Below are 13,584 nucleotides of genomic sequence, written 5' to 3'. Positions count from 1 at the left end.
GAAGTAGATTCTGTGTGTGGGCTTTTTTCATATCTTGAAATCAATACAAAAAGAGGAAAAATTATGACAACTAAAGGTTATTTTGGACAATTTGGTGGTAGTTTTGTACCGGAGCCGATTCAGGTTTTGTTGGATGAGTTGGAAGTGACATTTGACAAGTACAAGGATGATCCAGAATTTTTGGCAGAATTTCGCCATTACTTGAAGGATTATTCCGGTCGCGAAACACCGCTTTATTTTGCGGAAAGTTTGACAGATCACTTAGGTGGAGCTAAGATTTATCTCAAGCGAGAAGACCTTAACCACCTTGGTTCTCATAAGCTTAACAACGTTTTAGGGCAAATTCTTCTGGCAAAACGTATGGGCAAAAAACGGGTTATCGCAGAAACAGGGGCTGGTCAGCACGGGGTTGCGACTGCAGCTGCTGCAGCCAAGTTTGGTATGGCCTGTGATGTTTATATGGGGGCAGAAGATGTGGAGCGTCAACGTCTCAATGTTTTCCGTATGGAGATGATGGGAGCAACTGTGCACGCAGTTGAAATAGGCACTCGTACCCTTAAGGATGCGGTCGATGCAGCCTTTGGAGCATGGATGAATGACCTTGAAGCCTTCTATGTTTTGGGATCTGCTGTTGGACCTCACCCTTATCCTACCATTGTCCATGAGTTCCAAAAGGTTATTAGTGAAGAATCTCGTCGTCAAATTTTGGAAAAAGAAGGACGCTTGCCAGACTACGTCATTGCCTGTGTAGGTGGTGGTTCCAATGCCATCGGTGCTTTTTCACAGTATGTGGCTGATGAAGAAGTCAAATTGGTTGGAGTTGAAGCTGCTGGTCATGGGCTTGACACAGACAAGCACGCAGCTACCATGACAAAAGGTAGTGTCGGAATTGTCGACGGAATGAAGACCTATGCTGTCTTTAAGGAAGACGGAGAGTTGGCTCCAGTTTACTCTATCTCAGCTGGTTTGGACTATCCAGGTGTTGGCCCAGAACACGCCTACTTCAAAGACTCAGGTCGCGTGGAATATGTGGCAGCGACGGATGAAGAAGCTGTCCAAGCCCTGCTCCTTCTCAGCAAGACAGAAGGGATTATCCCAGCGATCGAAAGTTCACACGCTATCGCAGAAGCAGTTAAACGTGCACCGAAACTAAGTAAAGATGAGATTATCATCATCAATGTCTCTGGTCGTGGAGACAAGGACGTAGCTGCAATTGCAGACTACCTAGAAGCTAAAAAATAAGAGATGGAAAAATTACAGTCCTTTCTCTCACAGAGAGCTTGTGGTTGCTGGAAACAAGCAGAGAAAGCTGTAAGGTTGGGTCCATCTGAAACGAGAGAAGAAAACATAATTCTCAAGGGAGTGCCCTTTATCGCACAGCCTGTTACAAGAGGTATCTGAGACAGGAATGAGAGATAGGAGAAATCCTATAATTGAGGTGGCACCGCGAATTTCGTCCTCACGCAAGTTATTTTGCGTGGGGATTTTTATATATTTATCGTAGATATGGTCATCAGTTTTAAATTATGCTTCATCAATAGATAGATTTCTATAAAATATTTGCGAACGAAGTGAGCATTGAACCGCTATTTTCCGCTATAGTGGTATTCTAGAGAAGCAAAGATGCTTCTCTAGAACGGAATTTTTGAGAGTAAAATAGTTCGGGGAACTATTTTAGCCTGAGGCTAGAAATGAATGAGCGAGGAGCTCGAAAATTAGGTCTTTCATTTCATGGATTTCTAAAATCATCCACTGGACAATTTTACCTCCCGTCCTCATTATTTTAAGGGAAATAGAAAAAAAGACCAAAAATTAAAAATAAGAAACTGAAAGGGAAATTACAATGGAACGAATCATTCATGGAGATGTCTTATCACCAATATTGGCTTATATGCGCTTAAAAGGGCAACGCAAGGTTATCCTAGAGAGTATTCCGAGAGACAAGGAAACCGCTCGTTTTTCTATCCTAGCCTATAATCCAGTTTTTGAGATTCAGTTTGAAAATGGAGTCCTTTATCAAAATGGTCAAGTGATTGATAGGGATCCCTTAGATTACCTTTATGAAGTGACTCATAAAAGCCAGCACCATTCAGACCTCCCCTTTGGTGGAGGAGCCATTGGTTTTGTTGGTTACGATATGATTTCGCTCTATGAAGAAATCGGCCAAATCCCTGAGGATACAATTGGGACGCCAGACATGCATTTCTTTGTCTATGAGAGTTACATGGTCTTTGACCATAAGAAGGAAAAAATTCATATCATTGAGGATGCTCTCTATAGCGATCGCAGTCAAGAAGACTTGGAAAAAGCTTTGAGCCAAGTGCTTGAGGAATTATGCATTCCTGCTCCAAATGAATTTGAAGATTTGGATCTATCTCCGCTGGATTTCAAACCGCACATCGCTCCTCAGAAGTTTGAGCAAATGGTCGAAACCGCTCGCGACTTGATTCGTAACGGAGACATGTTCCAATGTGTGCTCAGCCAGCGTTTCTCAGCCGAAGTCACTGGAAATCCATTTGACTTCTACAGAAATCTCCGCGTGACCAATCCATCCAATTACCTCTATTTCTATGATTTTGGGGATTATCAAATCATCGGAGCTAGTCCAGAAAGTTTGGTCTCTGTAAAAAATGGCATCGTGACAACCAATCCGATTGCGGGTACACGACCAAGAGGAGCTACAGATGAAGAGGACAAGGCCTTAGCGACAGACCTGCTTTCTGATGAGAAGGAAACAGCAGAACATCGAATGTTAGTAGACTTGGGTCGTAACGATATTGGCCACATCTCTGAAACGGCAAGTGTCCAAGTTACCAAGTATATGGAAGTGGAGCTCTTCCGCTACGTCATGCATTTGACCAGTGTGGTCAAGGGGCGATTGCTTCCCGAACTCACTGCCATGGATGCCTTGAAAGCTACACTTCCAGCTGGAACAGTTTCGGGAGCACCAAAGATTCGGGCGATGAGACGGATCTATGAACTGGAAACGGAAAAACGTGGTGTATACGCAGGAGCAATCGGCTACTTGTCTGCGACGGGTGATATGGACTTCGCTATCGCTATTCGAACCATGATTCTTAAAAATCAAACAGCCTACGTGCAGGCTGGGGCAGGCATTGTCTACGACTCCATCGCCCAAAACGAATACCAAGAAACCATTAACAAGGCTAAATCTATGACTAGAATTGGAGAACTAAGACCATGATTTTATTGATTGACAACTATGATTCCTTTACCTATAACTTGGCCCAATACATCGGGAATTTTGCAGAGGTGCAGGTTTTGAGAAATGATGATCCCAAGCTGTATGAAGAGGCTGAAAAAGCAGATGGTCTGGTCTTTTCTCCTGGTCCAGGTTGGCCAGTTGATGCTGGAAAGATGGAAGACATGATTCGTGACTTTGCAGGTAAGAAGCCGATTTTAGGGATTTGTTTGGGACACCAAGCCATCGCAGAAGTCTTTGGTGGGAAGCTAGGTTTGGCTCCAAAAGTCATGCATGGGAAACAGAGCAATATCAGCTTTGAAGCGCCATCTGTTCTCTATCGAGGTATTGAGGATGGTCGTCCAGTCATGCGTTATCACAGCATTTTGATTGAAGAAATGCCAGAAGGCTTTGAAGTGACAGCTCGTTCGACTGATGACCAAGCTATTATGGGAATTCAACACAAAAGCCTGCCGATTTATGGCTTCCAGTACCATCCAGAAAGTATCGGAACGCCAGATGGCTTGTCTTCTATTCGGAATTTTATCGAGAAGGTTGTAAAGTGAGGAAACTAGGATGAAAGAGATTATTGAAAAATTAGCAAAATTTGAAAATTTATCAGGTGTGGAAATGACGGATGTCATCGAGCGCATCGTAACTGGGCGTGTAACCGAAGCTCAGATTGCTTCTCTCCTTTTAGCTCTTAAGATGAAGGGGGAAACACCTGAAGAACGCACAGCTATTGCACAAGTCATGAGAGGCCATGCCCAACACATTCCAACTGAAATTCATGACGCCATGGACAACTGTGGTACAGGTGGGGACAAGTCTTTCAGCTTTAACATTTCCACAACTGCAGCCTTTGTCTTGGCTGGTGGCGGCATTCATATGGCCAAGCACGGTAACCGTTCGATTTCTTCTAAATCAGGTTCGGCAGATGTCCTTCAAGCATTGGGCATCAATCTTGACCTCAAACCAGCTGAATTAGGTAAGGTCTTTGATAAAACTGGCATCGTCTTTCTATTTGCCAAAAATATGCACCCAGCTATGAAATACATCATGCCAGCTCGTTTGGAGTTGGGAATTCCAACAATCATGAACTTGACTGGTCCACTGATTCACCCAATGGCCTTGGAAACACAGCTTCTTGGAATTAGTCGTCCAGAACTTCTAGAAAGTACAGCTCAGGTTTTGAAAAATATGGGTCGTAAACGTGCCATCGTGGTTGCTGGGCCAGAAGGACTGGATGAAGCTGGTCTAAATGGAACAACCAACATTGCTCTTCTTGAAAATGGCGAAATCACCTTGTCAAGCTTTACTCCAGAGGATTTGGGTATGGAACGCTACGCTATCGAAGATATTCGTGGAGGCAATGCTCAGGAAAATGCAGAAATTTTGCTTAGTGTTCTGAAAAATGAACCAAGTCCATTCTTGGAAACTACAGTCTTGAATGCTGGTCTTGGTTTCTATGCCAATGGTAAGGTTGATAGCATCAAGGAAGGAGTTGCCTTGGCTCGTCAAGTGATTGCTAGTGGCAAGGCACTTGAAAAACTCAGACTGTTACAGGAGTACCAAAAATGAGTCAGGAATTTTTAGCACGAATCTTAGAGCAGAAGGCGCGTGAGGTCGAGCAAATGGAGTTGGAGGAAATCCAGCCCTTGCGCCAGACTTATCGCTTGGCAGAATTTTTGAAGAATCACCATGACCGTTTGCAGGTCATCGCTGAAGTCAAGAAGGCTAGCCCTAGTCTGGGAGATATCAATCTCGATGTGGATATTGTGCAACAGGCCCAGACTTATGAAGCAAATGGAGCAGTGATGATATCGGTTTTGACAGATGAAGTTTTCTTTAAAGGGCATTTGGATTATCTGCGGGAGATTTCCAGTCAGGTAGAGATTCCGACGCTCAACAAGGACTTTATTATCGATGAAAAGCAAATCATCCGTGCTCGCAATGCAGGTGCGACAGTCATCTTGCTCATCGTCGCGGCCTTGTCAGAAGAGCACCTCAAGGAACTGTATGACTATGCGATAGAGCTTGGTCTGGAAGTCTTGGTGGAGACTCACAATCTAGCTGAACTAGAAGTGGCCCACAGACTTGGTGCGGAGATTATTGGGGTTAATAACCGCAACTTGACGACCTTTGAGGTCGACTTACAAACCAGTGTAGACTTGGCCCAGCACTTTGAGGAAGGTCGTTATTACATTTCTGAATCTGCTATTTTCACAGGACAGGATGCAGAACGAGTAGCACCATACTTTAACGGAATTTTGGTGGGAACAGCTCTGATGCAGGCAGAAGATGTAGCCCAGAGAATCAAGGAGTTGCAGATTGACAAAGGTTAAGATTTGTGGATTATCGACCAAAGAAGCGGTGGAGACAGCCGTATCAGCAGGGGCAGACTACATTGGTTTTGTCTTTGCGCCTAGTAAAAGACAGGTGACCTTGGAAGGGGCTGCTGAGCTAGCAAAGCTCATTCCTTCCGATGTAAAAAAGGTTGGCGTATTTGTTTCGTCAAGTCGGGCTCAACTGCTAGAAGCGATTGAAAAAGTTGGCTTGGACTTGGTTCAAGTTCATGGTCAGGTAGCAGATGAGTTGTTTGAGGATTTACCTTGTGCCAGCATTCAGGCTGTGCAGGTGGATGGAAATGGGCATGTGCCTAATTCTCGGGCAGACTATCTACTCTTTGATGCCCCTGTGGCTGGGAGTGGTCAGACCTTTGACTGGGGCCAACTGGATACGGCAGAACTAGCTCAGTCCTTCTTTATCGCAGGTGGGCTCAATGAAGATAATGTAGAAAAAGCAATTCAACACTTTACTCCCTATGCAGTAGATGTATCAAGCGGAGTGGAGACGGATGGACAAAAAAATCAGGAAAAGATTAGAAGATTTATAGAGAGGGCAAAGAATGGCATATCAAGAACCAAATAAAGATGGATTTTACGGAAAATTCGGCGGACGTTTTGTCCCAGAAACATTAATGACAGCAGTTTTGGAGTTGGAGAAGGCCTACCGTGAAAGTCAGGCAGACCCAAGTTTCCAAGAGGAATTAAATCAACTTTTGCGCCAGTATGTAGGACGTGAAACTCCCCTTTACTGCGCAAAAAACCTGACCCAGCATATCGGTGGAGCCAAGATTTATCTCAAACGGGAAGACCTTAACCATACAGGGGCTCACAAGATTAACAATGCCTTGGGACAAGTTCTCCTTGCTAAACGTATGGGCAAAAAGAAAATTATCGCTGAAACAGGCGCTGGTCAGCACGGTGTAGCAACTGCAACAGCTGCAGCCCTCTTTAACATGGAATGTACCATCTATATGGGTGAGGAAGATGTCAAACGCCAAGCCCTTAATGTCTTCCGTATGGAGCTTTTGGGAGCCAAGGTTGAGGCAGTAACAGATGGTTCGCGCGTGCTCAAGGACGCGGTCAATGCAGCCCTTCGTTCATGGGTGGCTAATATCGATGATACCCACTATATCCTTGGTTCTGCCTTGGGACCTCATCCTTTCCCAGAAATCGTTCGTGACTTCCAAAGTGTGATCGGTCGAGAAGCTAAACAACAGTACCGCGATTTGACAGGTCAAGATCTGCCAGATGCCTTAGTAGCCTGTGTTGGCGGTGGTTCTAATGCCATCGGTCTCTTCCATCCATTTGTGGAAGATGAGTCTGTAGCAATGTATGGAGCTGAAGCAGCAGGGCTTGGTGTGGATACAGAGCACCACGCAGCTACCTTGACCAAGGGTCGTCCAGGTGTCCTTCACGGTTCCCTCATGGATGTGCTCCAAGATGCCCATGGTCAAATTCTTGAAGCCTTCTCTATCTCAGCAGGTTTGGACTATCCTGGTATCGGTCCAGAACATTCTCACTACCACGATATCAAGCGTGCTAGCTATGTCCCTGTGACAGACGAAGAAGCCTTGGAAGGATTCCAACTCTTGTCTCGTGTGGAAGGGATTATTCCAGCCTTGGAATCAAGCCACGCCATTGCCTTCGCAGTGAAATTGGCCAAAGAACTCGGTCCAGACAAGTCGATGATTGTCTGCCTATCCGGTCGTGGGGACAAGGATGTAGTTCAAGTCAAAGACCGCTTGGAAGCAGATGCAGCAAAGAAGGGAGAAGCTCATGCCTAAGACTCTAACAGAAAGATTGAACGCTATCAAAGCAGCAGGAAAAGGAATTTTCGTTCCTTATATCATGGCTGGAGACCATGAGAAAGGTCTGGATGGTCTTGGTGAAACAATCCACTTTTTAGAAGATTTGGGTGTTTCTGCAATCGAAGTGGGCATTCCCTTTTCAGACCCTGTTGCAGATGGACCTGTGATCGAAGAAGCAGGCTTGCGCAGTCTAGCTCATGGGACTTCTACCCAAGCTTTGGTTGAAATCTTGAAAACCATTCAAACAGAGGTTCCACTGGTCATTATGACCTACTTCAATCCCCTCTTTCAGTACGGTGTGGAAAAATTTGTCAAAGATTTGGCAGATACAGCGGTTAAGGGTTTGATTATCCCAGACCTGCCTCACGAGCATGCCAACTTTGTGGAGCCTTTTTTGGCAGATACAGACATTGCCTTGATTTCCCTAGTTAGCTTGACAACAGGACTCGAGCGTCAAAAAGAGTTGATCAAGGGAGCAGAAGGCTTTGTCTATGCTGTTGCCATCAATGGGGTGACAGGGAAGTCAGGAAATTACCGTGCAGACTTGGACAAGCACTTGGCACAATTGCATCAAATGGCGGATATCCCAGTCTTAACAGGATTTGGCGTGTCTAGTCAAGCCGATGTGGAACGATTCAATGCGGTGTCCGATGGCGTTATCGTCGGTTCGAAAATTGTAAAAGCTCTCCACCAAGGAGAGCCAATTCAGGACTTTATCAAACAAGCAGTAGCTTACCAAAAATAATCATGCAAGCAGCAAGTAAGAGGAAAGGCACAAAAGGAAGTCTTTCCTTTTTCTTTTGAGGGTATAAGTTCATGAATGACAGTTGAATATTAGTTTGGGTATTGCTTATGAATGGTATCTATATAGCTGGTGAAATGTTTCAAGAAATGCTTAGGAGATATAACAGTGATGTATTTTCCAAAAGCAAGCAAGGTATTGTATCCCCAATCATTGTCGTTTAACGGATAAGTAATCTCGTAAATATCGCTATTAATAGGTTTTATGGCATTATAGCCTAAGAGTTCCACAAATCGATCAAGAACAATTTTCTGGACATGCAGGATGACAGGTACTTTGTTTTCATTCATCCAAGCACCACCATCATAGGGAAGTGGTGTAAAATGTCTTTTTGAAAAAGTATCGGAGAGAGTAAGTTCACTAATTCTAGCAACTTTAAAAACAGAAAAACGCGCTTTATCAGTATCGTAGGCATCCATATACCAACTCCGGTCCTTATAGACAATACGGTAAGGCTCACAATTTTTTTGACTCACTAGTCCTTGTGAATTAATATAGGAAAATTTTATTTTTACTCTGCCTCTGATAGCTTCCAATAACTTAAAAATCAAAGTTCGTATTTCCAAGTTCCCATGAGATAGAGACAAATCAATTTCGAAATCAGAGTATGCATTAGTAGCATTTAATTTCAATATAGCATTGAAAGTAGAGGCATCTTCCAATACTTGATAGCGACTTTTTAAACCAGATTCGATCGAAAGCCGTTCGGATTGGGTCAGGGGAGGTTTGTCAGTTTGGAAGTCTTCCATAAGAAAAATGCCTCCATTTTTTCCTTTCATTACATAGAGAGGAATGCCTGCAAGAGATAAATCATCAATATCTCTCATAATAGTTCGTGTGCTGACTTTAAAAAGTTCTGATAGTTCTTTAGCTGTTGTTTTTCGTTGATTTACTAAATGAGAAATGATTCCCATTTGACGGTCGATTTTCATAATTTTCTCCTTAAATATGACATATAGTTGTCATATTATTTTTGTTATGATTATACCATAAAGAAAGGAGTTCATATAATGAAACATCAAACTAAACCATCGTTTACCTTAGTTGGCAAGAGTATTTTGATAGAAGGAACTACAGTTCATGAACATCACTATTCTAAAGAGAAAACGGCATTCTATACTCAGTTATTTAAAGAAGGAATGCTAGGAAAATTGATGCCCCATTCCATAGATAAAAGAGGCTATGCTTTGATAGTTCCTCATAAAGATGGTATACAATACTACGCAGGAGTTGCGGCAAATAATGCTGTGGCAGGTTACGAAAGCATTCTTGTCCCAGAGAAAGATTATTTAGTAAGCTCAGCCAGTGGTGATAAATCAAGACTCTTGTTTGATAAATTGGAGGATAACTTTTTTGAGGGAGAATATAGCTCGCTTTACAATGATGGAATTATCTTAGAAATACTTTTAAACGGTAATCCCATGGATGCAGAAGTTGAGCTTTGGGTTCCCAATTCAACAAACTAATAAGAACTGATAGAAAATTATTATAGTCGCAGCAAGTAAGAGGAAAGGCACAAAAGGCAGTCTTTCCTTTTTCTTTTGCGAAAGAAAGGCTAAAATCCCTGTCGCAGAAGCAAACTGAATCAAGATCAGTAATTCGGTTACACTAAAGACGAGAGCACAAGAAGCCAGAAAGAGAAAATCCCCTGCGCCCATGCGGATATCGATAAAATGAGCCATGATTCCGAGGGCAAGAAAGAAGACCATAACCAGATTCCAACCAGTGCAGGCCATGAGGATTAGGTGAAATGTCAGCCAGACCAGTAAGGGATATTCCTGATGGCGAAAGTCGTAGATGCCCAAGGTCAAGCCAGCAGTGATTAGGATGACTTGACCAAAGGAAATCAAACCCCATGACCAAGTCAGAAAGAGTAACCCCAAGCCCAATTCAAAGAGGGCATACCAGAATGGATAGCGAGCCTTGCAGTAGCGACAGCGAAAGCGACCAATTACTTGAGAGATAATCGGAATCAAATCTAAGGGACGCAAGCGAGTCTGACAGGAATCGCAGTGACTAGCTGGTCGAATAATGGATTGCTCAGGAAAACGGTCAATGACCAAACCCAAGAAAGAAGCGAGAATGCTCCCGACAAGAAAAAAATAAAGATCAATCATACTTATCTATTCGTAAAAAATAGGAGAAGTGGTATAATGGAGAAACATAGATAAGATGGTGAGGAAATAGATGACAATTCGTTTTGAAGAAAATGTGAGCACAGAAAATGCTCAGCTCGTATGCCAATGGTCCAACTCCCTTGGCAAATCCTTTCAAGAACAATGGATGGGAACAATGATTCCTTTTCCCTTAACAATTCAAATCTTGCAAGATTTGGAAGGAATCTTTTCAATCTTTGATGAACAAGAGTTTGTGGGGCTTATCCAGAAAATCAGGCTAGAAGACAGGAATCTTCATATCGGGAGATTTTTTATCAACCCTCAGAAGCAGGGGCAAGGCTTAGGTAGCCAGGCTTTAAGGGAATTTGTTAGTTTGGCCTTTGAAAATGAAGACATAGACACTATTTCTCTAAATGTCTACGAGGCAAATCAAACAGCTTACAAGCTTTACCAAAAAGAAGGATTTGAAATCGTTCAAATGGTTGAAGTACCTATACGAAAATACATCATGAAAAAGGGGAGGTAGCAGACAAAGAAGATGCGGAAAACAGCTTTAAAATCAAAAAACGCATAATATCAGGTATTAAAAAACTTGATACTATGCGTTTTATTATAGAGGGATTTACTGGATTTTCTCTACAACTTGAGTTTATATCTAACTTCTCTTTCTATTAACGATTTTTCCAAGCTTGGTAGCGGGTGTCAATCAAGAGTTGGGTTAAGCGCCCCATGGTTTCTCTTTCTTCGGGAGTGAGGGATTGAGCTTGTACAAAGAGTTGATGAATGTGTTCAATGACATTGAAGGAAGAAAGATCGTTGATAGAGGAGATGCCCGCATCGAGAATGATTCCAAAAAAGAGGTCGAAGTAGAGCTGCAGTTCTTCGTCAGGGACCGTCTCAACCCATTCCTTGAAGGTAGTATCAACTTGCTGGCTGTCACTATTGGTCTCGTCTAGTTGGACAAAGTGTTTGTCTTCGACCTGCCAACTAAAGGTGTCATGCTGGGCAAGGCCACCTAAGGCGGTGCTTCGAACGACGATTTTTTTATCCGGAATTTCCAGCATCATCCCGATGATAGACCCTTGTGGGATAAATACTTTCGTTCCTTCCATCATGTTTTGATATCCAGGTGTTTCGGTTAGTTCCTTGTGAAGCCCAGGGGCATCAAAAGTATAGACAGCGACAATGTTTTTCTGTAAGTTTGGATCAAGTTGACTGGCAGCATAGACAGCTAGATTGCCCCCTTTTGAGTGTCCTGCCAGAATAACTTTTTGCTTAGGATGTTGAGCAAAAAAGTCCTGTAAATACTGAAGGGCGTGTTTTTGAGCTGGGATTTCTTTCATATAGGTCATATGGAAATCTTCTTTCCAACCGATGATACTATCATCCGTCCCGCGAAAAACAAGCAAATAGGTATCGAGGCTGATACGATAGGTCATGGCTGCAAACTGTTTTTGCAATTCAGGATCAATATCATTGATAAAGTTTGATAGTTTGCAATTTTTAAACCGTTTGTGTTGAGAGAGTTGATCCAATAACTGGAGGCGGTTTTTGCTGGTCAGCATCGTCGTTTCTCTAGGGATTTGAGGTGCAAGATCTATGAGACGCTTTGGTTCTTGGGCGACTAAATCATCAAAAGTAAGGTAGGTTAATTCAGTCAAGGCAAGAACATCTAACTCGTTCACGGGGAGGTCATAAAAGGAATCGTATGCTACATCATTCAAGTAGTCAAAAATATTGGCCATAAAAGCTCCTTTCTCTATGTTTATCCTATCACATTTACCTAGAATTAGCTAGTAGGCTTGTTGGAATGACCTAGTAGGGTTTGATTGAAATACATAGAAGATAGATTGCTCCTATTTCAAACCTCTAAACGAGCTTACTTGGATGTTTTTGCTATCAATCCCATTTTCCTTTAAAAAATTCTTCATCTCATTTACATCATCAGGCTGACCTGTGATGAGATAGCTGGCTTGATTGCCGTATTCATCAATAGCACGTTTTAAAAATTCTTGACTTTGAGAAAGTTCATCGCTAGTTTTATAAGTAAAATTCGATGTTTTTTGAGCCAGTTCCTTCATCTCATTATTGAAAATAGTAACTCCTTTGTCAAAATGGTTGAGAATAATCGGACATTTACCAGCCCATTCTTTGATAAGGGGGCGTAGAGCAGAAATACCGACATCAGATGCAAAGCAAACTAGTGGCTGATTCGTATCTTTAACAGTCAAAGAGGAATCCAGCCAACTCATCTCAATCTCACTGTCAGCCGGTAAATGCGTCAAGGTTTCCTTAAAGTGGCTACCACTATTATGAGTCAAAATGAGAATTTCATCTTCATCAGGTGTGGAGGCAATGGTTAGCCATCGACTGGATTGCTCTCCCTTGGCTTCATATTTACTAGAAGTAGACGAGGTATCAGGGAGTGTAAACTTAGCATAAGCCCCCGCTTTCCAGGTTTGATGACTCGGTTTTGTGATATGAATTAAATATAGATCTCCGCTGGGATTTTCGATGGATTTTATCGATAATGTCTGGCTTCGTCCAAGATAAGCGATGGTGCCCCAAGTTATAAGGCCTAAGACTCCAAGTGTTGATAGAATGATGATAAACATTTTTTTACCTCTTTTCATTTTTTATGACTCCTGTTCTTAATTTTATGAATGAACTAAAAAATAATTCATTCATGTCTTTTCAAAAAATAAAGAAATCCATCTTCTTTATTTTAGAACTCCTTTTATGAAGTTGGTTGCAAGTATTTCAACGGTCTTGCCAATATATGGAAAATCTTTTTCCGTGATATGCATATCTATATAGTAAAACAGATTATAAACCTGTAAAATATCTTGAATTTTTTCTGGCGAGTACCCTTCAGCCTGCATACGATTTGTAAAAGTTTTAACTAGAAACTGATGAAATGGATTTGCGACTTTGCCTTCTTCCGAGGAATAGTAGCTGTGCAACTCATCTGCTATGGCAGGATTGTACCATTCTGCAAGGATTTTATTGGAAGAAATGAGAGTTCTGGACTGAGCAAATAGTTGACCAATGAGGTCGATCATGTCAATTTCCCAATCCAGTTCTTCGATCATAGCTTTGCGAACACGGTTGTTTTCATCTATATAGATGTCTAGAAAAATGGCTTCTTTACTTTCGTAATAGTTATAAAAAGAGCCAACTGCCACCCCAGCTTGCCTAGCAATTTCTGAAATTCCTGTCGCCTTGTAACCTTTTTTCGAAAAAACTTCATAGGCCGCTGTCTTTAAAGCTTGTTTTTTGTCCAATATGATTTAGCCTCCTTTGTTTT

The 13,584-nt window shown here is 42.3% G+C and carries 15 protein-coding genes, 1 pseudogene and 1 other annotated feature; of the genes and pseudogenes, 10 read left to right on the top strand and 6 right to left on the bottom strand.

Annotated features, from left to right (window positions below):
* Positions 1-60: 60 nt before the first annotated feature.
* The 8 genes from trpB (K1I97_RS00305) (at position 61) to trpA (ending at position 8,103) form a co-directional block, all read left to right on the top strand.
* Complete coding sequence (gene trpB, locus K1I97_RS00305) at positions 61-1,242, top strand: tryptophan synthase subunit beta (RefSeq protein WP_223331174.1); 1,182 nt, start codon at positions 61-63, stop codon at positions 1,240-1,242.
* Positions 1,239-1,464: a binding site (T-box leader), on the top strand. (Overlaps the previous gene by 4 nt.)
* 379 nt (positions 1,465-1,843) lie before the next feature.
* On the top strand, positions 1,844-3,205 hold the full coding sequence (gene trpE / locus K1I97_RS00300; RefSeq protein WP_223331122.1) for an anthranilate synthase component I: 1,362 nt from the start codon (positions 1,844-1,846) through the stop codon (positions 3,203-3,205).
* Positions 3,202-3,768: an aminodeoxychorismate/anthranilate synthase component II gene (locus tag K1I97_RS00295; RefSeq protein ID WP_223331123.1), complete on the top strand. Its 567-nt coding sequence runs from the start codon at positions 3,202-3,204 to the stop codon at positions 3,766-3,768. The genes trpE and K1I97_RS00295 overlap by 4 nt, the downstream gene beginning before the upstream one ends.
* A gap of 10 nt (positions 3,769-3,778) precedes the next feature.
* Entirely contained in the window at positions 3,779-4,783 is a 1,005-nt protein-coding gene (gene trpD / locus K1I97_RS00290; protein ID WP_223331124.1) for an anthranilate phosphoribosyltransferase, read from the top strand.
* On the top strand, positions 4,780-5,547 hold the full coding sequence (gene trpC, locus K1I97_RS00285) for an indole-3-glycerol phosphate synthase TrpC (protein ID WP_223331125.1): 768 nt from the start codon (positions 4,780-4,782) through the stop codon (positions 5,545-5,547). The genes trpD and trpC overlap by 4 nt, the downstream gene beginning before the upstream one ends.
* Positions 5,534-6,133 (top strand): phosphoribosylanthranilate isomerase, encoded by a 600-nt coding sequence (locus tag K1I97_RS00280; protein WP_223331126.1) that lies wholly within the window; start codon positions 5,534-5,536, stop codon positions 6,131-6,133. The genes trpC and K1I97_RS00280 overlap by 14 nt, the downstream gene beginning before the upstream one ends.
* Complete coding sequence (trpB, locus tag K1I97_RS00275; protein WP_223331127.1) at positions 6,111-7,334, top strand: tryptophan synthase subunit beta; 1,224 nt, start codon at positions 6,111-6,113, stop codon at positions 7,332-7,334. Before K1I97_RS00280 ends, trpB (K1I97_RS00275) begins: the two co-directional genes overlap by 23 nt.
* Positions 7,327-8,103 carry a tryptophan synthase subunit alpha gene (gene trpA / locus K1I97_RS00270; RefSeq protein ID WP_223331128.1) on the top strand — a complete coding sequence of 259 codons (777 nt, stop codon included), beginning with the start codon at positions 7,327-7,329 and terminating at the stop codon, positions 8,101-8,103. Before trpB (K1I97_RS00275) ends, trpA begins: the two co-directional genes overlap by 8 nt.
* Here the strand turns inward: trpA and K1I97_RS10260 are convergent.
* Positions 8,075-8,161 (bottom strand): annotated as a pseudogene (locus K1I97_RS10260) (prepilin peptidase); the annotation flags it as partial. The gene trpA and the pseudogene K1I97_RS10260 sit on opposite strands and share 29 nt — an antisense overlap.
* A gap of 31 nt (positions 8,162-8,192) precedes the next feature.
* Positions 8,193-9,092, bottom strand: a complete 900-nt coding sequence (locus tag K1I97_RS00265) for a helix-turn-helix transcriptional regulator (RefSeq protein ID WP_223331129.1) — start codon at positions 9,090-9,092, stop codon at positions 8,193-8,195.
* 78 nt (positions 9,093-9,170) lie between these two features.
* Between K1I97_RS00265 and K1I97_RS00260 the strand changes: the two genes are divergently transcribed.
* Complete coding sequence (locus K1I97_RS00260) at positions 9,171-9,626, top strand: effector binding domain-containing protein (protein WP_000682682.1); 456 nt, start codon at positions 9,171-9,173, stop codon at positions 9,624-9,626.
* Here the strand turns inward: K1I97_RS00260 and K1I97_RS00255 are convergent.
* Positions 9,615-10,277: a prepilin peptidase gene (locus K1I97_RS00255; protein ID WP_223331130.1), complete on the bottom strand. Its 663-nt coding sequence runs from the start codon at positions 10,275-10,277 to the stop codon at positions 9,615-9,617. The two genes, K1I97_RS00260 and K1I97_RS00255, sit on opposite strands and share 12 nt — an antisense overlap.
* A 70-nt stretch (positions 10,278-10,347) precedes the next feature.
* On the opposite strand from K1I97_RS00255, the gene K1I97_RS00250 reads away from it, so the two are divergent.
* Positions 10,348-10,803, top strand: coding sequence for a GNAT family N-acetyltransferase (locus K1I97_RS00250; protein WP_223331131.1), 456 nt, complete (start codon positions 10,348-10,350; stop codon positions 10,801-10,803).
* 145 nt (positions 10,804-10,948) lie between these two features.
* Here the strand turns inward: K1I97_RS00250 and K1I97_RS00245 are convergent, their stop codons facing one another.
* The 3 genes from K1I97_RS00245 to K1I97_RS00235 all read right to left on the bottom strand — a co-directional run bounded on the left by K1I97_RS00245 (position 10,949) and on the right by K1I97_RS00235 (position 13,567).
* On the bottom strand, positions 10,949-12,022 hold the full coding sequence (locus tag K1I97_RS00245; protein ID WP_223331132.1) for a DUF2974 domain-containing protein: 1,074 nt from the start codon (positions 12,020-12,022) through the stop codon (positions 10,949-10,951).
* A gap of 111 nt (positions 12,023-12,133) precedes the next feature.
* The gene (locus tag K1I97_RS00240) at positions 12,134-12,910 is read right to left on the bottom strand and encodes a ferredoxin reductase (protein ID WP_223331133.1); all 777 of its coding nucleotides are present in this window, start codon (positions 12,908-12,910) and stop codon (positions 12,134-12,136) included.
* 87 nt (positions 12,911-12,997) lie between these two features.
* Complete coding sequence (locus K1I97_RS00235; protein ID WP_223331175.1) at positions 12,998-13,567, bottom strand: TetR/AcrR family transcriptional regulator; 570 nt, start codon at positions 13,565-13,567, stop codon at positions 12,998-13,000.
* Positions 13,568-13,584 lie beyond the last annotated feature (17 nt).

Source organism: Streptococcus oralis (genome assembly GCF_019929345.1).
Taxonomy (GTDB): Bacteria; Bacillota; Bacilli; order Lactobacillales; family Streptococcaceae; genus Streptococcus.
The sequence above is the reverse complement of the archived record's forward strand: the minus strand, read 5'-3'. Positions and strand labels throughout refer to the sequence as shown.

Coding starts and splice junctions, on each gene's coding strand:
- trpE (WP_223331122.1), top strand. CDS start 1,844: ATGGAACGAATCATTCATGGAGATGTCTTATCACCAATATTGGCTTAT.
- K1I97_RS00295 (WP_223331123.1), top strand. CDS start 3,202: ATGATTTTATTGATTGACAACTATGATTCCTTTACCTATAACTTGGCC.
- trpD (WP_223331124.1), top strand. CDS start 3,779: ATGAAAGAGATTATTGAAAAATTAGCAAAATTTGAAAATTTATCAGGT.
- trpC (WP_223331125.1), top strand. CDS start 4,780: ATGAGTCAGGAATTTTTAGCACGAATCTTAGAGCAGAAGGCGCGTGAG.
- trpB (WP_223331127.1), top strand. CDS start 6,111: ATGGCATATCAAGAACCAAATAAAGATGGATTTTACGGAAAATTCGGC.
- trpA (WP_223331128.1), top strand. CDS start 7,327: ATGCCTAAGACTCTAACAGAAAGATTGAACGCTATCAAAGCAGCAGGA.
- K1I97_RS00265 (WP_223331129.1), bottom strand. CDS start 9,092: ATGAAAATCGACCGTCAAATGGGAATCATTTCTCATTTAGTAAATCAA.
- K1I97_RS00260 (WP_000682682.1), top strand. CDS start 9,171: ATGAAACATCAAACTAAACCATCGTTTACCTTAGTTGGCAAGAGTATT.
- K1I97_RS00255 (WP_223331130.1), bottom strand. CDS start 10,277: ATGATTGATCTTTATTTTTTTCTTGTCGGGAGCATTCTCGCTTCTTTC.
- K1I97_RS00250 (WP_223331131.1), top strand. CDS start 10,348: ATGACAATTCGTTTTGAAGAAAATGTGAGCACAGAAAATGCTCAGCTC.
- K1I97_RS00245 (WP_223331132.1), bottom strand. CDS start 12,022: ATGGCCAATATTTTTGACTACTTGAATGATGTAGCATACGATTCCTTT.
- K1I97_RS00240 (WP_223331133.1), bottom strand. CDS start 12,910: ATGAAAAGAGGTAAAAAAATGTTTATCATCATTCTATCAACACTTGGA.